This is a genomic window from Actinomadura kijaniata NBRC 14229, assembly GCF_001552175.1.
Taxonomy (GTDB): domain Bacteria; phylum Actinomycetota; class Actinomycetes; order Streptosporangiales; family Streptosporangiaceae; genus Spirillospora; species Spirillospora kijaniata.
This window is the reverse complement of the sequence record NZ_BCQR01000029.1, coordinates 1-19319: the sequence shown is the minus strand read 5'-3', so window position 1 is coordinate 19319 and position 19319 is coordinate 1. Positions and strand designations below refer to the sequence as shown.

Here is a 19319-nt window from a genome sequence, read left to right as displayed (position 1 = left end):
CGACGCGGTGCGTCAACGCGGCTGGCTAAGGAGCAGCCTGGGTCGCATACCCCAAGACTATCGCAGCCGCAACGCCGGAAGCCTCCGCATTCCCGTCAGCCACCTTCGGCCATGGCCTCCCGCACCCTGGCGAGGCGCCGGTCGAGGTCCAGCCCGGCGTACCGCAGCACCAGCGGGTCCGGCCGGGCGGCGCGCAGCAGCCGCGCCAGGTCGTCGGCGCCGCGGCCGTCGACGCGTCCGGCCAGCTCGCCGGGTTCGGCGGGGCCGCCGCGCCGTTCGCCGCGGCCGATCACCCCGCCGTCGAACGGCAGGATCGCGCCGGGGGCCAGCGGCGTCCACGCGCCGTCGCCGTCGCGCGCCAGCGGCATCAGGTAGTCGTGGCCGACCTCGACGCGGGACGCGCCCGCGTGGGCGTAGGGGCGGCGGGAGACACCCAGCCGGGCATGTCCGCCTCGACGGCCGCGGGCAGCGCGGGCGCACCGGGACGGGTCCACAGGGTGCGGGCCACCCGCAGCCGCACGGCGCGGCCGAGGTAGCCCTCGCCGCGGGCGGTCTCCTCGGGGTCGGCGGGCAGGGCGCGCTCGGCCTCGGCGCGCACCGCGACCACGTGGTCGGCGTAGCCCACCCAGTCGCGGGCGGTGTCGGCGGGCAGCCGGTCGCTGGCCTGCCCGACCAGCAGGCCGTCGGCGGCCGGGCGGGCCCGCGCCGGGGACCGCTCGGAACCGGTCAGGACCAGGCCCGCCACGGCCGCCGCGATGACGGCGAGCGTGGCGAGCCCGGCCCGGACGGCCGTCCGCTCAGTAGTGAGCATCGATGGTCTTCCTGTTGTGGGCGCCGAGGCGGGTGGCGTTGAAGTCGATCGGGGTCTTCATGCAGCCCAGGCGCGAGTCGTCGTTCCTCTTGCGGGGCTTGGCCTCGTGGCCGTGGGTGAGGCCGACGGCGTGCCCGGTCTCGTGGCAGATCGCGGTGAGGAACGGGGTGTCGGTGTTGAACCGCACGTGGTACTGGTCGCACATGTAGGCCGACTTGGCGTCGTCGCACCAGGTCACGGCCATCGCGCCGCCGCCGACGCGGCCCTTCTGGTAGACGATGTCGGTCTCGTTGGAGCCGGTGTGGTTGGCCTTCCGCTCGTAGACGATCTTCAGGTCGGTGGGCTGGTACTCCCGGTTGAGGATCTCCCTGATCCGGCTCTTGCCGTTGCGGGAGATCGACCTCTCCATGAACACCGACACCGCGGAGTTGTCGGTCAGGCAGAAGGTGTTCTTGCCGCAGCGGGGCTGGTAGTTGCCGGTCGGGTAGAGGTTGTCGAAGCCGTCGGGCGGCGCGGCCGAGGCGGCCGGGGCGGAGACGAGGATCCCGCCGCCGGCCAGGGCGGCGGCGGCGAGGGCGCGCAGGGTCTTCATCGGGGCCTTTGCGCGGAGGGGTCGGGGCCGCCGATGATCTTCGAGGGGGGCGGTGAACGCCCCGTGAACGCCGCGCGGCCCGCCGGGAAGATCTCCCTGGCGGGCCGCGCGGCGCGGGCCGGGCTCAGAACCCGGTGGACTGGCGGGCCAGGGAGATCACGCCCCCGATCTGGATGCGGGTGAGGCCGAGGTCGGCGCCCACGGCGTGCAGGGTCTCCTCCTCCGAGACGCTCAGCGGGCCGTCGGTGAGGGCGATCTCGGCGGCGGCGCGCAGGATGTTCTCGCGCGCCTCGGGGGCCAGCGACCCGGAGTTGTGCGCCATCTCGGCGCGGACCTGGTCGAACGGGCGGCCCAGGTCGCCGTCCAGCACGTGCGGGCCGTAGCCGGCGTCGCCCGCCTGGCGGACGACGGCGACGGCGCGGTCGCGGGCGGCGGGGTGGGTGACGTCCCCGGCGCGCAGGGCCTGGGCGGCGGCCAGCCGCATGAGCAGGGCGGGAACGGCGGCCAGCTGCGCGGTGGTCGGGACCTCCAGGATGCCGACGTGCCAGCGTCCCTTGCAGGTGCCGCACTGCACGAACTCGTCGCCGGTCTTGTTCAGCGGGATGACCGGGATGAAGAACAGGGAGAAGAAGTTGCGCCCCTGACGGCGGCGGTACTCGCGGTCGCCGCCGCAGTTCGGGCAGTGGAAGACACCCTTGCCGAGGGTGAAGTACACGACCTGGAGGCCAAAGATGAGCAAGATGTCCCTCTCGTCGCTTCGGAACGGGCCATCGTAGCGAGAACGAGCGGCGCGGCCCGCCGGTTTCCGGGGGCGGTGGTTTTGGGCCTTGACGGCCGTGGCGGGATCGTCGAGTCTCCAAAAAAGACAGGAAGGTTTCCTATAAGAAAGGAGGCGTCCGCTCCCCGCATCCGGCTACGGACCTCGATCCCCGGTCTTCCCCCCGCACGACCCCCGCCAAGGAGGATCACGTATGCCCAGCAAACGCTCCCTCACCCTGGCGGCCGCGGCCGCCGTCACGCTCCCGCTGATCCCGGCGTCCCCGGCGTTCTCGCACGGCTACACCACCTCGCCGCCGAGCCGGTCCTCGCTGTGCGCGAGCGGCCGGGTGACCGGCTGCGGCCCCATCCAGTGGGAGCCGCAGAGCGTGGAGGGCCCCAAGGGCTTCCCGCAGGCCGGTCCCGCCGACGGAAGGATCTGCGCCGCCGGGGACTCCCGGTGGGCCCCGCTGGACGACCCGCGCGGCGGCGCCTGGCCCGCGACCTCGGTGCCCTCGGGCGGCTCGTTCACGTTCACCTGGCGGCTCACCGCCCCGCACGCGACCACCTCGTTCCGCTACTTCGTCACCCGCGACGGATGGAGCCCGTCCCAGCGGCTGACCAGGGCGGCACTGGAGTCGCAGCCGTTCCTGCGCCGCGACTACGGCGGCCAGCGGCCCCCGTCCACGGTGTCCCACCCCGGCACGCTGCCCGCCAAGCGCGGGCGCCACCTGATCCTGGCGGTCTGGGACATCGCCGACACCGCGAACGCCTTCTACTCCTGCGCCGACGTCAACTTCGGCTGACGTCCGGCCGCGCACGGCCCCGCCCGCGCCCGCCCCGACCGGCCCTGCACCGCTCCAAGTGGTGACTCATCGGTCACTTAACGAAGATCCGCACGTCAATGGGCCGTAGGGGATGGCGCGGGCGGAGCCTCATACTCCAGGATGGGGCCGACCAGAACTACACTCGTCGGTAATAACCGGCTGGTGACGAGCCCCGCGCGAGGAGTGCCATGCTGAACCTTTCCGTGCTGCTGGAGGATGCCGCCCGCGAGACCCCCGACCGCGACGCCGTGGTCTTCGGCGACATCCGGCTCTCCTACTCGTTCCTGGACCAGGTGGCCAACCAGGTGGCCAACCTGCTCCGCTCGCGCGGGATCCAGCCCGGTGACAAGGTCGCCATCTCCTCGCCGAACCTGCCCTACTTCCCGATGGTCTACTTCGGGGCGCTCAAGGCCGGGGCGGTCGTCGTGCCGCTGAACGTGCTCCTCAAGCCGCGCGAGATCGCCTACCACCTCGGCGACTCGGACGCCAAGGCGTTCTTCTGCTTCGAGGGCACCCCCGAACTGCCGCTCGGCGAGATGGGGCACGCCGGGTTCCAGCAGGTCGAGGGCTGTGAGCACTTCTTCCTGATGCCGGCCTCGCTGGCCACCACCGAGTCGCCGATCGAGGGCGCCGAGCTGTTCTGGGCGGCGCTGGGAGGCCAGCCGAGCACCTTCGAGTCGGTGCTCACCGAGCCGACCGACACCGCCGTCGTCCTCTACACCTCCGGCACCACCGGCCAGCCCAAGGGCGCCGAGCTCACGCACTTCAACCTGCTCAGCAACGTCATGGTGTCGGACACGCTGTTCGCCAAGACGCTGCACGACACGTTCCTGGTGACGCTGCCGCTGTTCCACATCTTCGGGCAGACCTGCGTGATGAACGTCGGCATGTACCGCCGCGCCACGCTGGTGATGCTGCCGCGGTTCGACGCCAAGCAGGCGATCGGGCTGATGGTCAAGGAGAAGGTGAACATGTTCGCCGGCGTGCCCACCATGTACTGGGGGCTGCTCACCGACGACACCTCCCCCGAGGACGTCGCGGCGATCCGCGAGAACATCAACGTCGCGGTCGCCGGCGGCGCGTCGCTGCCGATGGAGGTCCTCAAGGGGGTCAAGGAGAAGTTCGGCGTCGACGTGCTGGAGGGCTACGGCCTGTCGGAGACCTCGCCGGTCGCCTCGTTCAACCGCCCCGACCGCCCGACCAAGCCCGGCTCGATCGGCCTGCCGATCTGGGGCGTCGAGATGAAGCTCATCGACGAGGACTGGAAGGAGATCGAGGGCGAGGGCCCGGGCGAGATCGCCATCCGCGGCCACAACGTCATGAAGGGGTACTACAAGCGCCCCGAGGCGACCGCCGACGCGATCCGCGACGGCTGGTTCCGCACCGGTGACGTGGCCCGCCGCGACGAGGAGGGCTACTACTACATCATCGACCGCTCCAAGGACATGATCATCCGCGGCGGCTTCAACGTCTACCCGCGGGAGCTGGAGGAGGTCCTGATGACCCACCCGGACGTCTCGCTGGCGGCCGTGGTCGGCGTCCCGCACGAGACGCACGGCGAGGAGATCAAGGCGTACGTCATCCGCACTCCGGACGCCAAGGTCACCGAGGACGAGCTGGTCGAGTGGGGCAAGCAGCAGTTCGCCAACTACAAGTACCCGCGCATCGTGGAGTTCCGCGACGAGCTCCCGATGACCGCCACCGGCAAGATCCTCAAGCGCGAGCTGCGCTGACGCCGGCCCGCCCCCGGGGCCTCGGGCGACCGCCCGGGGCCCTCGGCCCCTCCGCGCCCCCGGTCAGGGCCGCGAGGTGATCTGCTGGACGGCCCACCTGTTGCCGTCGGGGTCGGTGAAGTAGGCGAAGCCGACGTTGTTCAGGTCGTCGTCGTCCCGCGCGGGGCGCTGTCCCTCGGGGCCGAAGGCGATCACCTCGCTGACGTCCACGCCGCGTTCGGCCAGCTGCTCGCGGGCCTTGCGGACGTCGTTGACGACCAGCTGCACGCCCTCCAGCGAGCCCGGCGCCATCGTCGTGAGGCCCTCGCCGATCACGATCGAGCAGCCCGAGCCCGGCGGCGTCAGCTGCACGACGCGGGTGCCCTCGACGACCTTCGTGTCGTGGTCCACGGCGAAGCCGAGCCGGTCGGCGTAGAACTCCTTGGCCCGGTCGACGTCGGACACGGGGACGACGACGACTTCCAGGGTCCAGTTCATGGGTGTCTCCTTGAGCACTCGGTCGAGCCGGGCGTAGCCCTCGGCGACGCCGCGGGCCATCGGGTAGGCGAGCACGGTGGCGCGGGCCTCCGGCGTCGCGTAGCGGAAGGTGCTGGTCAGCAGGGTCGTGCCACCGAGGTCGGCGAAGTCGTGGGCGACCAGGGTCTCCCCCGGATACGACTGGTCGTCGAACCGCTCGGTGCACACCAGCCGCCGGGGCCGGTCGACCTCCCGGTAGACGCCGCCGTTCGCCATGAACGCGCCGTCCGGGCCCGCCCACTCGAACCGCCACCGGCCGCCCGTCCGCAGGTCGACCTCGCAGCGCGTCAGGTGCCAGCCGCGCGCGCCGAGCCAGCGGCGCAGCAGCTCGGGCCGGGTCCAGGCGTCGAAGACCATCGCGGGCGGCGCGTCGAAGGTCCGGGTCATGACGATGTCGGTCGCGCCCGGGGTCTCCACGTGGACGGTCCTCACGCGCCCTCCCCCCTCATCTCCCGGAGCAGCGCGTCGAGGTTCCCGTAGCGCTCCTCCCACAGCGCCCGGTAGTCCTCCAGCCAGCCGGCCGCCTCCCGCAGGGGGGCGGCCTCCAGCCGGACCGGGCGGCGCTGGGCGTCCCGGCGGCGCGACACCAGCCCGGCCCGCTCCAGCACCTTCAGGTGCTTGGAGATGGCGGGCTGGCTCATCCCCAAGGGTTCGACCAGTTCGCCGACCGTCGCCTCGCCGCGGGCCAGCCGGGCCAGGATGGCCCGCCGGGTCGGGTCGGCCAGCGCCGCGAAGGTCGCGTCGAGCGGGGCCGTGTCCGTCATATAGATAACCACCTAGCTATATAACTGGGTGGTTCTCTTTCTACCGGCCCGCCCCCGGCCGGTCAATCCCTCCGGGTCAGAACGCGCACTCCAGATGCTTGATCCCGTTGACGAAACTGGAGAGCAGGCGCTCCGGCGGGGCGGTGGAGCGGATGCCGGGCAGGCGGGTGAACAGCTCGCGGAACATCACCGTGATCTCCCGGCGGGCCAGGTGCGCGCCCAGGCAGAAGTGCGGGCCCGCCGCGCCGAACGCCAGGTGCGGGTTCGGGTCCCGGGCGATGTCGAAGACGTGGGGGTCCTTGAAGACCGCCTCGTCGCGGTTGGCCGCCCCGTAGAACATCAGGACCTTGTCGCCCTCCCTCATGGGCGTGCCGCCCAGCGTGTGGTCGCGGGTCAGGGTGCGGCGCATGTACGTGACGGGGGACGCGTAACGGAGGATCTCCTCGACCGCCCCGGCGATACGGCCCTCGAAGTCCTCCAGCAGCGCGGCCCGCTGCCCGGGGTGGCGGGTGAACAGCTTCAGGCCGTGGGCAATGGCGTTGCGCGTGGTCTCGTTGCCCGCGATGACCAGCAGGATGAAGAACGCCGCCACCTCCTGGTGGGCGAGCTTCTCCCCCTCGACGTTGGCGTGCACCAGCACCGAGGTGAGGTCGTCGGTGGGGCGTTCGGCGCGTTCGGCCGCCAGGTCGGTGACCAGGGCCGCCAGCTCCTTGCTGGCCTCGTAGCTGGCGAGGAACGCCTCTTCCGCGGTCGCGGCGCCGGGGGTGTACTCGGGGTCGCCCGCGCCGATGATGATGTTGGACAGCTCCAGCACGCGTTCGTGCTTCTCGGGCGGGATGCCCATCATGTCGCAGATGACGCGCATGGGCAGCGGGGCCGCGACCTCGTCGACGAAGTCGCCGCCCCCCTTGGGCCGGAACGCCTCCACGATCTCGACGGCGGCGCGCTGGATCCCGTCGTTCAGCCCGGCGATCACGCGGGGGGTGAACGCGCGCGACACGATGCGGCGCAGCCGGGCGTGCCGGGGGTCGTCCATCACGATCATCGAGCCGAAGAACTCGGCGAACTCCTCCGGCGGGTCCACCAGCCCGGCGATGCCGCGCTCGGAGCTGAACACCCGGGGGGTGCGGCTGGCCTCGGCGATGTCGGCGTGCCGGACCAGCGCGTAGTAGCCGGGACCCGCGCCGAGGCCGAACGCCTCCAGGTCGGGTTCGGGGAAGTGCTGGGGCCGCCCCGCGGCCTGGAGCACCGCGAACGCCTCCTCGCGTTCCCGTGCCGGGCGCATCCAGAACGCCGGGTCGGCGGGGTTGATGTCGTCGAGCCGTGCCGGACCGGTCGCGGTCATAGCGTCCCCTTCGTGAACGGCCGCCCAGAACCTCATCTTGGCGTTCGGAGCGGCCGTGTCAACGCGGCCCGGGGCCGGGGGGACCGGCGGGTCAGACGGTGTAGGGCAGTCGCTTGATGCCGTTGATGAAGCTGGAGCGCAGCCGTTCGGGCTCGCCGGTGGCGCGGATGTCGGGGAAGCGGCGGAACAGCTCGCGGAACATCACCGTGATCTCGCGGCGGGCCAGGTGCGCGCCCAGGCAGAAGTGCGGGCCGGGGCCGCCGAAGCCGATGTGCTCCTTGACGTCGTCGCGCAGGATGTCGAACGCGTCGGGGTTCTGGAAGACCGTCTCGTCGCGGTTGGCGGAGGCGTAGTAGAGGACGAGCTTGTCGCCCTCGCGGACCGGGATGCCGTTGAGCTCGGTGTCGCGGGTGGCGGTGCGGCGCATCCAGATCACCGGGGAGACGTAGCGGACGATCTCCTCGACGGCCCCGGCGACGCGGCCCTCGAAGTCCTCCAGCAGCGCGGCCCGCTGCCCGGGGTGGCGGGTGAACAGGTCCAGGCCGTGGGCGATGGCGTTGCGCGTGGTCTCGTTCCCGGCGACGACCAGCAGGATGAAGAACGAGCCGAGCTCCTGGTCGGTGAGGGACTCCCCATCGATGTTGGCCGTCACCAGGGCGGAGGTCAGGTCGTCGGTGGGGTCCTCGCGGCGCCTGCGGCCCAGGTCCTCCACCAGCTCCTTGAGGGTCTGGCCCGCCGCGAACAGCGCCAGCGGGACCTCCTCGGGGTTCCCGGTCGGCAGGAACTCCTCGTCGTGGCCCGCCAGGATGACGTTGGTGGCGTTGACGACGGTGTCGTAGTGCTCCTCGCCGATCCCCATCAGATCGCAGATGATCTTCAGCGGGAGGCGCACCGCGACGTCGTGGACGAAGTCGCCGGTGCCCTCCCCGGCGGCGACGCGCTCGACGATCCGCCCCGCGACCGCCTCCACCTGGTCCTCGAACCGCTGGATCATGCGCGGGGAGAACGCCCGCGACACGATCCGGCGGATCTTGGCGTGCCGCGGGTCGTCCATGTTGATCATCGAGCCGAAGAACTCGTGCAGGTCGCCCGGCATGTCGGGGATGCTGATCGCGCCCCGCCCGGAGCAGAAGTCCTGCGGCCGCCGGGACGCCTCGACCACGTCGGCGTGCCGGGTGAGGGCGTAGTAGCCCGGGCCGCGCGGCACGAGCGGGACCTCCGGCTCCTCGAACCGGATCAGACCCGGCTCCCAGCGGAGGGCCTTGAACGCCTCGTAACGGCGCTCGCGCGGCCCGTTCCAGAACTCGATGTCCGTCAGGTTGATGTCCTCGACCTTGAGCACGGTGCCCACCGCCTATCGACCAGAACGAGATTCGGTTTACACCAACTGTGTCAGAGTAAAGCGCGCCCGGGGATGGACGGGGAGGTGACACACGTCACACTCTCAGGCCGCGAGCCAGTCCAGGATCAGGCGGTTCACCTCGGCGGGGCGGTCCAGTTGCAGGAAGTGACCGCCGCCCTCGACCACCTCCGCGCGGGAGCCGGGCGGGAGCTGGGCCAGCACCGCCGCCGGGTCGGACATCACCACGTCCGCGCCGAGGCAGCCGTCGGCCGCGCCGTGCAGGTAGAGGACCGGCCGCTCCCCCGTCCGGGAGGCCGACCGCTGCTCGGCCGCGTACCGGTCGAGCAGGCGCGACGGGTTGAGCATCGCCCGGTAGTAGCCGACCGCGGCGGCGACGTTGGCGGGCGTGGCCAGGCACTCCATGACACGGTCGACGTTCTCGGCGACCTCGGCCCCGGGCGGGGACCAGTCGCGCCACAGCCCCTCCACGAACGCGCGGTCCAGCACCGCCTCGGCCAGCGGCGTCTGGAACAGGAAGATGTAGAAGGACCGCTTGAGCTGCTCGTAGGAGGAGAACGCGTTCATCATCGCCCCCAGCGGCGGGACCGCCAGGGTGACGGCCTTCCGCCAGCGCCCGGGAGAGTGGGCGGTGGCCCCGTAGGTCGCGAACGCGCCCCAGTCGTGCCCGATGATCACCGCGTTCCCGTCCCCGCCGAGCGCCTCGTGCAGCGCGACCGCGTCGGCGGCCAGGGCCCCGGTCTGGAACGCGCCGTCCTCGGGGACCCGCGTGGGCGCGTACCCCCGCATGAACGGCGCGACGGCGCGGTACCCGGCGCCGGCCAGTTCCGGCAGCAGGTGCCGCCAGGTGTGCGCCGAGTCGGGGAACCCGTGCAGGCACAACGCCAGCGGGCCGTCCTCGGGGCCCGCCGCCAGGTACCCGAACTCCAGGCCGCCGGCCTCGACCGAACCAGTGGTGATCGCGTCGCTCATGTCGCCTCCTGTGCGCTCGGCGGCGACGTTACCCTCCCGCGATCGGGCGCTCTGGAGTGAGAAGGTTCACGATTGCTACGGAAAACGCTGTATGGAGAGGTATTTACATCGGAATCAGTTGAGACCTAGCATCTAGGCAACTGGATCGCTCGCAAACAGCGGGTGTCCCCGCTCGGACCGAGGAAGAGTGATGACCGACTCCCTTCAGGACGCGGCCCGCGACCATCTGTGGCTGCACTTCGCCCGCCACTCGGCCATCCGCGACGGCGCCGAGGTGCCGATGATCGTGCGCGGCGAGGGCCCCTATGTCTACGACGACCGTGGCAAGCGTTACCTGGACGGCCTGGCCGGTCTGTTCACCGTCCAGGCGGGGCACGGCCGCGAGGAGCTGGCGCAGGCCGCCGCCAAGCAGGCGGCCGAGCTGGCGTTCTTCCCGCTGTGGTCCTACGCCCACCCCAAGGCCGTCGAGCTGGCCGCCCGGCTGGCCGACCTCGCCCCGGGCGACCTGAACCGGGTGTTCTTCACCTCCGGCGGCGGCGAGGCCGTCGAGAGCGCCTGGAAGCTCGCCAAGCACTACTTCAAGCTGGTCGGCAAGCCCACCAAGCACAAGGTGATCAGCCGCGCGGTCGCCTACCACGGCACCCCGCACGGCGCGCTGTCGCTGACCGGCCTGCCCGGCATCAAGGCCCCCTACGAGCCGCTGGTGCCGTCGGGGTTCCGCGTGCCGAACACCAACATCTACCGGGCCACCGAGCACCGCGACGACCCCGAGGCGTTCGGGCGCTGGGCCGCCGACCGGATCGAGGAGGCCATCCTCTTCGAGGGCGCCGACACCGTGGCCGCGGTGTTCCTGGAGCCGGTGCAGAACGCCGGCGGCTGCTTCCCGCCGCCGCCCGGCTACTTCCAGCGGGTCCGCGAGATCTGCGACCGGCACGACGTGCTGCTGGTGTCCGACGAGGTCATCTGCGCGTTCGGGCGGCTCGGCACGATGTTCGGGGCCGACCGCTACGACTACGAGCCCGACATCATCACCTTCGCCAAGGGCGTCACCTCCGGCTACTCGCCGCTCGGCGGGATGCTGGTGAACGACCGGCTGTTCGAGCCGTTCAGCCGGGACACGAACATGTTCGCGCACGGCTACACCTTCGGCGGGCACCCGGTGTCGGCGGCGGTCGCCCTGGCCAACCTGGACCTGCTGGAGCGCGAGGACCTGCTCGGCCACGTCCAGCGCAACGAGGGCGCGTTCCGCGGCACCCTGGAGAAGCTGCTGGACCTGCCGATCGTCGGCGACGTGCGCGGCGCGGGCTTCTTCTACGGGATCGAGCTGGTCAAGGACAAGCAGACCCGCGAGACGTTCACCGACGAGGAGTCCGAGCGGCTGCTGCGCGGCTTCCTGGACAAGGCGCTGTACGAGGCGGGCCTGTACTGCCGCGCCGACGACCGCGGTGACCCGGTGGTGCAGCTCGCGCCGCCGCTGATCTGCGACCAGTCGCACTTCGACGAGATGGAGCAGATCCTGCGTTCGGTGCTGACCGAGGCGTCGTCGCGCCTGTAGTCCGGCGCGCGCGCTGACCGAACGGGCGGCGCCGCCCGGGTCCTTCCGGCTCGGGTGGCGCCGCCCGTTCAGGCGTTCCGGCGGACCAGGTCGGCGGCCCTCTCGCCGATCATGATGGCGGGCGCGTTGGTGTGGCCCCGGATGATCTCCGGGAGGACCGAGACGTCGGCGACGCGCAGGCCCGCCACGCCCCGGACGCGGAGTTCGGGGTCGACCACCGCGTCGTCGTCGGTCCCCATCCGGCAGGTGCCCGTCGGGTGGTAGATCGTCTGGGCGTGTGCGCGGACGTAGTCCGTGAGCTCCTTCTCGTCGTGCGCGCCCGGGTAGGGGGCCATCGAGCCGCCCACGTACTCGTTCAGCGGCGCGGTGTCGAGCAGCTCCTCGGCGAGGCGCACCCCGTGGAGCACGCGCCGGAGGTCGGCGTCGGCCGTCAGGTAGCCGGGGTCGATCAGGGGCGCGGCCAGGGGGTCGGCGGAGGCCAGCGCGACCCGGCCGGACGACTCGGGGCGCAGCAGGATCACCCCGACGGTGACGCCGTGCTCGGCGGGCGCCTCCAGCCCGTGGTCGGTGAACGGCACCGGCGCGAACACCAGCTCCAGGTCGGGGGCGGTCAGGGCGTCGTCGCTGCGGACGAACAGCACGGCCTCGCCGACGTTGGAGGTGAACGGGCCGCGCCGCAGCAGCAGGTAGCGGGCGACGTTGCGGGGCGTGTCGGCGCCGGTGAGGGTGACGTCGACGGTGGCGTGCCGCATCACCGCCACGGCCAGGTGGTCCTGGAGGTGGCGGCCGACGGCGGGGCGTTCGGCCACCGGCCCGATGCCGTGCTCGCGCAGGTGGTCGGGGTCGCCGACGCCCGACAGCAGCAGCAGGTGCGGCGAGCCGACCGCCCCGGCCGACAGGATCACCTCGCGCCGCGCGAACAGGCGCCTGCCGTCGCGGCGCTCCACGCCGGTCGCGCGGCCGTCCTCGATGACGACGCGGGTGACCTGGGTGTCGGTGACGACCGTGAGGTTGCGGCGGCGGCGCGCGGGACGCAGGTAGGCGTCGGCGGCGCTCCAGCGGCGTCCGCGCTTCTGGGTGACGGGGGTCGGGGCGTAGCCCTCGTTGTCGGGGACGTTGAGCTCGGGCAGGCGGTTCAGGCCCCTCGCCTCGCAGGCCGCCAGGAACGCCCGCGTGGTCTCGTTCATGTCGCGCTGGTCGGAGACCAGCACGGGCCCGCCGGTGCCGTAGACCCCGCCCGCGTTGCCGCCGACGCGGCGCTCCAGCCGCCGGTAGTAGGGCATGACCTCGTCGTGGGACCAGCCCGGGACGCCCCAGCCGTCGTAGTCGGCGCGGTGGCCGCGCACCCACATCATCGCGTTCATCGACGACGAGCCGCCGAGCATCCGGCCGCGCGGCCAGTACATCTCGCGGTGGCCCATCTCCGGCTGCTCGACGGTGTGGAAGTCCCAGTCGCGGGCCGTCCGGAACAGCTTCACGAACGCCGCCGGGACGCCGACCTCCCGCGCGCGGTCGGACCCGCCCGCCTCCACGAGCGCCACGCTCGTGTCCGGGTCCTCGCTCAGCCGGGCGGCCAGCGCGCAGCCGGCCGAACCGGCGCCGACGACGATGTAGTCGAATTGCATGGGGGCTCCGAAGGGGGGTGAGAAGCCACGACGCGTCCGACCGAACATAGACCCCGTGACGGAGCCATGACAACGCGTGTCGACGACCGGGCACGGTAACGGCCCGCCGGGGTCCGGCGGGCCGTTGCCGTCGCGCGGCTCAGACGCCCCAGTCGGGGCGCAGGGGCATCCGCGCGTCGCCCTTGTCGTCGAGCTTGACGCCGAGCGTCTGGTGGAGCTGGATCCAGTTCTGCTCGAAGCCGAGGACACAGCCCGCCATGTACACGCGCCACACGCGGGCGGTGCCCTCGCCGACCTCGGCGACGGCCTCGTCCCAGTGGTCCTCCAGGTTGTCGCACCAGCCGCGCAGGGTGCGGGCGTAGTGCTCGCGCAGGTTCTCCTGGTGGCGGATCTCGAAACCGGCGTCGTTCATCTGCGACTGGATGTAGCCGGGGCCCTCCAGCTCGCCGTCGGGGAAGACGTACCGGTTGATGAACCCGTCCTGCTTGATGGGCGGGGCCAGGTTGTCCGGGCGGGTGATGGTGTGGTTCAGCATGCGCCCGTACGGCTTGAGCTTGCCGTACAGGAACGAGAAGTACGACGGCAGGTTCGCCTTGCCGATGTGCTCGGTCAGGCCGATGGAGCTGACCGCGTCGAAGCCGGTCTCGGCCACGTCGCGGTAGTCCATGTGCCGGACCTCGGCCAGGTCCGACAGGCCCCGGTCGGCGATCGCCTTCTGCGCCCACTCGGCCTGCTGCTTGGACAGCGTCACGCCGAGCGCCTTCACGCCGTACTCCTTGGCGGCGTGCATCACCATGCCGCCCCAGCCGCAGCCCACGTCCAGCAGCCGCATGCCCGGCTTCAGCCCGAGCTTCTTCGCGACCAGGTCGTGCTTGTGGAACTGCGCCTCCTCCAGGGTGGAGTGCTCCTCGGGGAAACAGGCGCAGGTGTAGGCCATCGACGGGCCCAGCACCCACTCGTAGAAGGTGTTGGAGACGTCGTAGTGGTGGGAGATGGCCTTGGCGTCGCGTCGCTTGGAGTGGCGCAGCCAGGACGGGACGCGGCTGAACGGGGCCTCCTGCGGCGGGGGGTCCAGCCGCCGGGTCACCGCGCCGCGCAGCAGCGGGTCGCGCAGCACCTCCGAGAGGATCCGGGCCTTGTCACGGGCGGTGACCTCGCCCAGCACCTGCTGCATCGTCGACAGCACGGTGTACATGTCACCGGACACGTCGATCATGCCGCTGACGTACGCCCGGGCCAGCCCCAGCGCCCCCGGCGAGTGGACCAGGTACGACACCGCGTAGGGCGAGCGCACGTGGAAGCGCAGGTCGGCGCCGTTCACCCCCGCCCGCGACCCGTCGTAGGCCGTGAACTCCACTGGCGCCCCAGCCCCGGCGAGCCGCTCGAAGACCCTGGCCAGCGTCATCTTGGTTCCTCCTGTCGTTCCGCCCCGGGGAAAGCGGGGTCCTGACGTGGTGTCGCCGGCCCCGGCCGCGGGGCCTCCCCCCGATAAACGCGCGGACGTCAGCGTCCGCGCACGCACTTGTCGTAGAGGTCCAGCAGTCGCTCGGCGGGGTCGTAGGCGGATTTCAACCGCCGGTAGGTCTCCCCGTCGTAGTACCGCCAGAACTCGTCCCGGCTGTAAAAAGCAGTCGAATAGAGAGACTTGTGTCCGTCAAGGTCCGCGACCCGGCGTTCGATCAGACGGTTGTGGTACTCGGGGATCTGGCCCGGGGGGAGCCGGACCGTTCCCCAGAAGCCCACGTTCACGTAGGTGCGGCCGGGCTCCAGCGGGTACAGCGGCCAGCGTTCGCGGGCGCGCAGCGGGCACAGCCAGACCGGGCTCATCCCGACCTTCTCGTGGAAGAACTCCAGGAACGCCGGGAGGTTCTCGACCGGCACCTCGATGTCCTGGATGACGTCCTCGCGGGGCCGCTGGCCGCGCCAGCGGTCGACGCGCGCGACGACCTGGAAGCGGCGGTCGTAGGCGACCAGCCTGCGGTAGACGTCCGAGCGCTTGGCCTTGTCCGGCCACAGCCGCCGCACCACCGGGTGCTGGACGCCGAACGCGCCCGAGCACCAGAACCAGTCGGTGTCCCAGCGCCAGATGTAGTCGCGGACGGTCAGGAAGTCCACCGACCGCTGCTGGATCGAGCGGTAGTAGATCTTCTGGCCGGTGTAGTCGGAGGTGTAGGGCGCGGTGTCGACGAACGTGCCGATGGTGACGTACTGCTCGTCCGGGCCGAAGACCGTGCCGTCCATGAAGTCGACGGACTCGCCGTCGTGGGTGCGGCTCTCGCTGATGTCGGCCATCGCCCGCGCGGCCGCCGCGGCGTCGTCGAAGCGCAGGTGACGGACCTTCACGTACGGCTTGACCGGCACCAGGTCGATCTTCAGGCGGAGCGAGTAGCCGAGGGTGCCGTAGGAGTTGGGGAAGCCGTGGAACAGGTCGGAGTGCTCGTTGTCGCGGGTGGCGACGACGATCCGGCCGTCGCCGGTGAGCACCTCCATCTCCTGGACGGCCTCGTGCGGCAGTCCCAGGTGGAAGGAGGAGGACTCGATGCCGAGGCCGGTGACCGCGCCGCCCAGCGTGATCGTCTTGAGCTGCGGCACGACGGTCGGCATCAGCCCGTGCGGCAGGGTCGCGTCGACCAGGTCCTCGTAGGTGGTCATCCCCTGCACCTGCGCGGTCCGGGTCGCGGGATCGACGCCCAGCACCCTGTCGAACCCGGAGACGTCCAGGCCGGGTGCCGGCGAGGGATCCCGCCACCGGAACAGGTTGGAGGTCTTCTTCGCCAGCCGCACGGGGGTCCCCTCGGGGATCGCCGCGTACGACCTCCGGAGTGCCTCGACCGCCCGCCGGTGATCATCGTTGATCAGAAGCTCCGTCATGTCCCCTCCCATGGCCAGTAAACCGATCGTCCCATGTATGGTCCACATAAATACGCGAGAAGATCGTCACAGGTCGGCAGGGGAATAAAACCCCGCGAGTCCTTCGGCGGCGGGGTTTTCGGTCGTCCGTTACTTGACGAGGCGTGGCGTCCAGGGATAGCGGAAGTCGCGTCCGGCCAGCGCGTAGCACGCCGCGATCCCGGCGACGATCCAGGTGACCGCGTACAGGATCCCGCCGATCCCGAACGTCACGATCGTGAGGATCAGCAGGGTGAGCTGGAAGTTGAGCGCCGCGACCGCGTGCCGCCGCACGTACTCCGACCGCTTGCCGCTGAGCGCCATCATCACCAGCGGGCCCACGAACGACGTCACGTAGCCCAGCCCGTGGGCCAGGGCCGCCAGCGCCCGGTCCTCACCGGTCGGCTCGGGGCCGGTTCCGGCCATTCCGGCGGCGAGCGCGGGACGTCCGCCCGTCCCCGTCAGGTCGCGGAACAACACCTCGATGTCGGCGTGCGTCTTGGCGGTCATCGCCAGATGCATCCGCGTGTCGAACTCCTCGTGCTCCAGCCGCCCCTCGGCGTAGGCCTCCTGGAGCCGTTCGACGGCCGCCTCCCGCTCGGTGTGCCCGACGCGGAGCTCCCCCATGGCATTCGTGGTCTTCATACGTTCCATCCTCGGTGGCGTCCGCTCTCCCCACCATGGGGGAAGACCCTGATCCACCCCTGAGAGCACCACCCCGCACGGCGGAGGAGGGGGCACCCGCGCGGGGGACGGCGGCCGTCAGCGTTCGGCCGTCAGCGTTCGATGTACTTCTTGCCCGGCGTCAGGGGGCGGCCGTACAGCTCCGAGACCGTCACGAAGACGTAGCCCTTGGCCGAGAGCCTCTTGAGGATGGTGGGCACGGCGGCGACGGTCGAGGGGTGGATGTCGTGCAGCAGCACGATGTGGCCCGGCTTGGTGGCCCTGAGAACACGCTGCTCGACCCGGCGGCTGTCGCGGTCCTTCCAGTCCAGCGGATCGACGGTCCACAGGATCTGGGCGAGCCCGAGCCGTCTGCTGACCGAGGCGACCGTGCCGTCGGTGGAGCCGTAGGGCGGGCGCATCAGCGTGGGCGTGACGCCCGTGGCGTGCTTGATGGCGGCCTGCGTGCGCGACAGCTCGGCATGGACCTTGGCGGCCGGCGAACGCCCCAGGTCGGCGTGGGTGTAGCTGTGGTTGGCCAGTTCGTGGCCGGCGGCCAGCTCGCGGCGCAGCAGGTCGGGGCGGGACTCGACGTTCCGGCCGACCATGAAGAACGTGGCGCGCGCCTGGTGCTGGGCCAGGATGTCCAGCAGCTTGGCCGTCGGCGCCATCGGACCGTCGTCGAAGGTCAGCGCCACGCATCTGGCCTTCTTGCAGTCGGTCTTCCGGGGCCGGGGCGGGGCGGCCGGGGCCGTCTGGGGGGCCGTGTCCTGCGCCCTGCCGGGCGCCGTGCCCTGCGTCCCGTCGTGGGGCCTGCCCTGCGGCGCGGCGCGCGTCGTGTCCCGGCCGTTGGCGGCCAGCCCGGCGGGCGCCCGGGCGTCGTCGGCGGTCGCCGTCTGCAGGGTGCTGAGCCAGCCGCAGACCGACAGCGCCGCCGCCGCGGCGCACCACCGATGAAACGCCCCCGTCCGTGCCATGTGCGCCCTCTCGCCTCGCCCGCCCCCGCGGGTTCACCGGATCCGCCAGTGTAGGGCGTGCGCATCCGCCGACATGGCGGAAACCTGCCCGTGTCGGGAACCCCGTCTGACCGGTAGATCGTTATTGTCATACCGCACCACTGTCTCCGGAACCGTTCCGGAGCGGCATGACACGGACGGGACAGGCCGATGAGGTTCCGGGACCGGTTCGGGATCCGCAAGAACCGTGGTGACTCGGTCGCCAAGTTCGACCGCGAGGCCACCGACGCCGACATCGAGGCGCTGATCGCTTTCGCCCGCTCCCGCAAGGGCGTGGAGTTCTTCGTCGAGCCGGAGACGTTCGCGACCGACACCACGGCCGTGGCGGTCGCCGACGACGGCGAGTGGACCCGCCGCCGGGTCGGCTCCCCCAAGGTGATCGGGAAGGTCGCCCGCGACCTGGGCCTGCCGGTCTACGACGTGCAGATCGTCGGCTACCCCCCGCGCATGCGCGCCTGGAACGAGCGCAACCGCGACCGCGCCCGCCGCATCGACCCCGGCACCCCCGGCGAGGCCGTCTCCTCCTGACCGCTTCCGGCCGCCGCCTCCGCTCAGCCGAGCAGTTGCAGGGTCAGGGCGTCGGCGGCCCACTCCCGCCACTGCCCGGCGGTCCAGCCGCGTTCCCCGACGAGCAGGTGGTAGGTCTCCGGGGCCAGCACCGCCAGCGCGACGTCGGCCGCGCGTGAGGCGTCCACGCCGCCGCGCAGCGCCGTCTTGGCCGCCAGCGCCTCGGCGAGGCGGAGCTGCACGGTGCGCCGCTGCTCGATGTTGGTCCGCCACAGCTCGGCGATCTCGGGATCGGTCGCGGCGGCCGACCGCACGACCTCCAGCAGCGGCGTGACCCGCTCCAGGATCTCGCCCGCGGCGGCGACCTGGAGCCGGATCTGCTCGGCCGGCGGCGCGGCGACGGCCGCGGCGACCCAGGGCCGGTCGAGGGTGGCGACGGGCTCGGCGTCGCCCGCGATCTCGACGTCCAGCAGCTCCGACAGGATCGCCCGCTTGGTGGCGAACGTGAAGTAGAGGGTCTGCACGGCCATGCCCGCGCGCTCGGCGATGGCCTTCATCGTGGTGGCCGTGTAGCCGTGCGCGGTGAACAGCTCCCGCGCCGCCTCCAGCATCCGCGCCCGGTTGGCCGCGGTCCTGGCCGCCCGCACCCCGGGTCTCCTCGTGCCCATCCCCACACCCGCCCCCACTTGACTGGAGCATCACTCTAGTGGAATTTTCACTGGAGCATCGCTCTAGTGAAGGAGTGTTCATGAAGGGAAGACGTGCGCCCGGCGGGTCGCTAGACGGCCGGGGCCGGGCGTTGCTGCTGCTCACGGCGGTCGAGCTGGTGGTGTTCCTGGACACCACGGTGCTGAACGTGGCCCTGCCCGCGATCGGCCGCGACCTTCGCCTGGACGAGGCGGGCCTCGGCTGGGTCACCAACGCCTACCTGCTGGCGTTCGGCGGATTCATGCTGCTGGGCGGCCGCGCCGCCGACCTGCTGGGACCGCGCCGGGTGTTCGCGTGGGGCCTGGCGGTCTTCACGGTCGCGTCGGCGCTGGCCGGGCTGGCGGGGACGGCGTGGCTGCTGGTGGCGGCGCGGGCGTTGCAGGGGATCGGCGCGGCGGTGGTGGTGCCCGCGCAGCTCGCGTTGCTGACGGCGACGTTCACCTCCCCCGAGGCGCGCCGCCGGGCGTTCGGGGTGTGGAGCGCGATGGGCGCGGCGGGCGCGGCGGTCGGCACGGCGGCGGGCGGGCCGCTGACCGACGGGTTCGGCTGGCCGTCGATCTTCCTGATCAACGTTCCGGTGGGGGTGGTGGCCCTGGCGTTCCTGCCCCGCCTGCTCCCCGCCGACCCGCGCCCGGACGCCGCCGGAGCGGCCCGCGCGACCGGCACGGCGGCGCGCTCGG

General features: G+C 71.8%; 20 protein-coding genes. 5 read left to right on the top strand and 15 right to left on the bottom strand.

The window, feature by feature from the left end:
* Positions 1–95 precede the first annotated feature (95 nt).
* The 4 genes from AKI01S_RS10550 to AKI01S_RS10535 form a co-directional block, all read right to left on the bottom strand.
* A complete protein-coding gene (locus AKI01S_RS10550; RefSeq protein WP_067814460.1) occupies positions 96–368 on the bottom strand; it encodes a hypothetical protein in 273 nt (90 codons plus the stop codon).
* Entirely contained in the window at positions 368–811 is a 444-nt protein-coding gene (locus AKI01S_RS10545; protein ID WP_067814458.1) for a hypothetical protein, read from the bottom strand. Before AKI01S_RS10545 ends, AKI01S_RS10550 begins: the two co-directional genes overlap by 1 nt.
* Positions 798–1403 carry a hypothetical protein gene (locus tag AKI01S_RS10540; RefSeq protein ID WP_083999308.1) on the bottom strand — a complete coding sequence of 202 codons (606 nt, stop codon included), beginning with the start codon at positions 1401–1403 and terminating at the stop codon, positions 798–800. The genes AKI01S_RS10545 and AKI01S_RS10540 overlap by 14 nt, the downstream gene beginning before the upstream one ends.
* A 124-nt stretch (positions 1404–1527) precedes the next feature.
* Positions 1528–2142, bottom strand: coding sequence for a zinc-ribbon domain-containing protein (locus tag AKI01S_RS10535; protein WP_169813941.1), 615 nt, complete (start codon positions 2140–2142; stop codon positions 1528–1530).
* Positions 2143–2374: 232 nt separating this feature from the next.
* Between AKI01S_RS10535 and AKI01S_RS10530 the strand changes: the two genes are divergently transcribed.
* Together AKI01S_RS10530 and AKI01S_RS10525 are read left to right on the top strand one after the other, a co-directional pair.
* Positions 2375–2965 carry a lytic polysaccharide monooxygenase auxiliary activity family 9 protein gene (locus AKI01S_RS10530; protein WP_067814454.1) on the top strand — a complete coding sequence of 197 codons (591 nt, stop codon included), beginning with the start codon at positions 2375–2377 and terminating at the stop codon, positions 2963–2965.
* A gap of 209 nt (positions 2966–3174) precedes the next feature.
* Positions 3175–4719, top strand: coding sequence for a long-chain-fatty-acid--CoA ligase (locus AKI01S_RS10525; protein ID WP_067814452.1), 1545 nt, complete (start codon positions 3175–3177; stop codon positions 4717–4719).
* Between the two features lie 63 nt (positions 4720–4782).
* Here AKI01S_RS10525 and AKI01S_RS53315 read toward each other — a convergent pair whose 3' ends face one another.
* The 5 genes from AKI01S_RS53315 to AKI01S_RS10500 form a co-directional block, all read right to left on the bottom strand.
* Positions 4783–5667: an SRPBCC domain-containing protein gene (locus AKI01S_RS53315; protein WP_245681563.1), complete on the bottom strand. Its 885-nt coding sequence runs from the start codon at positions 5665–5667 to the stop codon at positions 4783–4785.
* Complete coding sequence (locus AKI01S_RS10515) at positions 5664–5999, bottom strand: ArsR/SmtB family transcription factor (RefSeq protein WP_067814451.1); 336 nt, start codon at positions 5997–5999, stop codon at positions 5664–5666. The genes AKI01S_RS53315 and AKI01S_RS10515 overlap by 4 nt, the downstream gene beginning before the upstream one ends.
* A 76-nt stretch (positions 6000–6075) precedes the next feature.
* Entirely contained in the window at positions 6076–7344 is a 1269-nt protein-coding gene (locus AKI01S_RS10510) for a cytochrome P450 (RefSeq protein ID WP_067814449.1), read from the bottom strand.
* A gap of 91 nt (positions 7345–7435) precedes the next feature.
* Positions 7436–8686, bottom strand: coding sequence for a cytochrome P450 (locus tag AKI01S_RS10505; protein WP_083999329.1), 1251 nt, complete (start codon positions 8684–8686; stop codon positions 7436–7438).
* 102 nt (positions 8687–8788) lie between these two features.
* Positions 8789–9676 (bottom strand): alpha/beta fold hydrolase, encoded by an 888-nt coding sequence (locus AKI01S_RS10500; protein WP_067814445.1) that lies wholly within the window; start codon positions 9674–9676, stop codon positions 8789–8791.
* 190 nt (positions 9677–9866) lie between these two features.
* On the opposite strand from AKI01S_RS10500, the gene AKI01S_RS10495 reads away from it, so the two are divergent.
* The gene (locus tag AKI01S_RS10495) at positions 9867–11231 is read left to right on the top strand and encodes an aspartate aminotransferase family protein (RefSeq protein ID WP_067814443.1); all 1365 of its coding nucleotides are present in this window, start codon (positions 9867–9869) and stop codon (positions 11229–11231) included.
* A 68-nt stretch (positions 11232–11299) separates the two neighbouring features.
* Here the strand turns inward: AKI01S_RS10495 and AKI01S_RS10490 are convergent, their stop codons facing one another.
* The 5 genes from AKI01S_RS10490 to AKI01S_RS52635 form a co-directional block, all read right to left on the bottom strand.
* A complete protein-coding gene (locus tag AKI01S_RS10490) occupies positions 11300–12856 on the bottom strand; it encodes a GMC family oxidoreductase (protein ID WP_067814441.1) in 1557 nt (518 codons plus the stop codon).
* Between the two features lie 139 nt (positions 12857–12995).
* Positions 12996–14261 (bottom strand): class I SAM-dependent methyltransferase, encoded by a 1266-nt coding sequence (locus AKI01S_RS10485; RefSeq protein WP_067814439.1) that lies wholly within the window; start codon positions 14259–14261, stop codon positions 12996–12998.
* A gap of 98 nt (positions 14262–14359) precedes the next feature.
* Positions 14360–15727, bottom strand: a complete 1368-nt coding sequence (locus tag AKI01S_RS10480) for an FAD-binding oxidoreductase (RefSeq protein WP_067814437.1) — start codon at positions 15725–15727, stop codon at positions 14360–14362.
* A gap of 129 nt (positions 15728–15856) precedes the next feature.
* Positions 15857–16390 carry a DUF1707 and DUF4870 domain-containing protein gene (locus AKI01S_RS10475; RefSeq protein ID WP_157419758.1) on the bottom strand — a complete coding sequence of 178 codons (534 nt, stop codon included), beginning with the start codon at positions 16388–16390 and terminating at the stop codon, positions 15857–15859.
* A gap of 131 nt (positions 16391–16521) precedes the next feature.
* Complete coding sequence (locus tag AKI01S_RS52635) at positions 16522–17385, bottom strand: polysaccharide deacetylase family protein (protein ID WP_083999306.1); 864 nt, start codon at positions 17383–17385, stop codon at positions 16522–16524.
* A gap of 189 nt (positions 17386–17574) precedes the next feature.
* On the opposite strand from AKI01S_RS52635, the gene AKI01S_RS10465 reads away from it, so the two are divergent.
* Positions 17575–17952, top strand: a complete 378-nt coding sequence (locus AKI01S_RS10465) for a hypothetical protein (protein ID WP_067814433.1) — start codon at positions 17575–17577, stop codon at positions 17950–17952.
* 23 nt (positions 17953–17975) lie between these two features.
* On the opposite strand, the gene AKI01S_RS10460 is transcribed toward AKI01S_RS10465, so the two are convergent.
* Positions 17976–18578: a TetR/AcrR family transcriptional regulator gene (locus AKI01S_RS10460; protein ID WP_245681562.1), complete on the bottom strand. Its 603-nt coding sequence runs from the start codon at positions 18576–18578 to the stop codon at positions 17976–17978.
* Positions 18579–18679: 101 nt separating this feature from the next.
* Here AKI01S_RS10460 and AKI01S_RS10455 point away from each other — a divergent pair.
* The coding region (locus tag AKI01S_RS10455; protein WP_157419757.1) for an MFS transporter at positions 18680–19319 on the top strand (640 nt) is incomplete at its 3' end.

What these genes read in the sequence shown, in the direction of transcription:
- AKI01S_RS10550 (WP_067814460.1), bottom strand. Translation starts at nt 368, where the DNA reads ATGCCGCTGGCGCGCGACGGCGACGGCGCGTGGACGCCGCTGGCCCCC.
- AKI01S_RS10545 (WP_067814458.1), bottom strand. Translation starts at nt 811, where the DNA reads ATGCTCACTACTGAGCGGACGGCCGTCCGGGCCGGGCTCGCCACGCTC.
- AKI01S_RS10540 (WP_083999308.1), bottom strand. Translation starts at nt 1,403, where the DNA reads ATGAAGACCCTGCGCGCCCTCGCCGCCGCCGCCCTGGCCGGCGGCGGG.
- AKI01S_RS10530 (WP_067814454.1), top strand. Translation starts at nt 2,375, where the DNA reads ATGCCCAGCAAACGCTCCCTCACCCTGGCGGCCGCGGCCGCCGTCACG.
- AKI01S_RS10525 (WP_067814452.1), top strand. Translation starts at nt 3,175, where the DNA reads ATGCTGAACCTTTCCGTGCTGCTGGAGGATGCCGCCCGCGAGACCCCC.
- AKI01S_RS10515 (WP_067814451.1), bottom strand. Translation starts at nt 5,999, where the DNA reads ATGACGGACACGGCCCCGCTCGACGCGACCTTCGCGGCGCTGGCCGAC.
- AKI01S_RS10510 (WP_067814449.1), bottom strand. Translation starts at nt 7,344, where the DNA reads ATGACCGCGACCGGTCCGGCACGGCTCGACGACATCAACCCCGCCGAC.
- AKI01S_RS10500 (WP_067814445.1), bottom strand. Translation starts at nt 9,676, where the DNA reads ATGAGCGACGCGATCACCACTGGTTCGGTCGAGGCCGGCGGCCTGGAG.
- AKI01S_RS10495 (WP_067814443.1), top strand. Translation starts at nt 9,867, where the DNA reads ATGACCGACTCCCTTCAGGACGCGGCCCGCGACCATCTGTGGCTGCAC.
- AKI01S_RS10490 (WP_067814441.1), bottom strand. Translation starts at nt 12,856, where the DNA reads ATGCAATTCGACTACATCGTCGTCGGCGCCGGTTCGGCCGGCTGCGCG.
- AKI01S_RS10485 (WP_067814439.1), bottom strand. Translation starts at nt 14,261, where the DNA reads ATGACGCTGGCCAGGGTCTTCGAGCGGCTCGCCGGGGCTGGGGCGCCA.
- AKI01S_RS10480 (WP_067814437.1), bottom strand. Translation starts at nt 15,727, where the DNA reads ATGACGGAGCTTCTGATCAACGATGATCACCGGCGGGCGGTCGAGGCA.
- AKI01S_RS10475 (WP_157419758.1), bottom strand. Translation starts at nt 16,390, where the DNA reads ATGAAGACCACGAATGCCATGGGGGAGCTCCGCGTCGGGCACACCGAG.
- AKI01S_RS52635 (WP_083999306.1), bottom strand. Translation starts at nt 17,385, where the DNA reads ATGGCACGGACGGGGGCGTTTCATCGGTGGTGCGCCGCGGCGGCGGCG.
- AKI01S_RS10465 (WP_067814433.1), top strand. Translation starts at nt 17,575, where the DNA reads ATGAGGTTCCGGGACCGGTTCGGGATCCGCAAGAACCGTGGTGACTCG.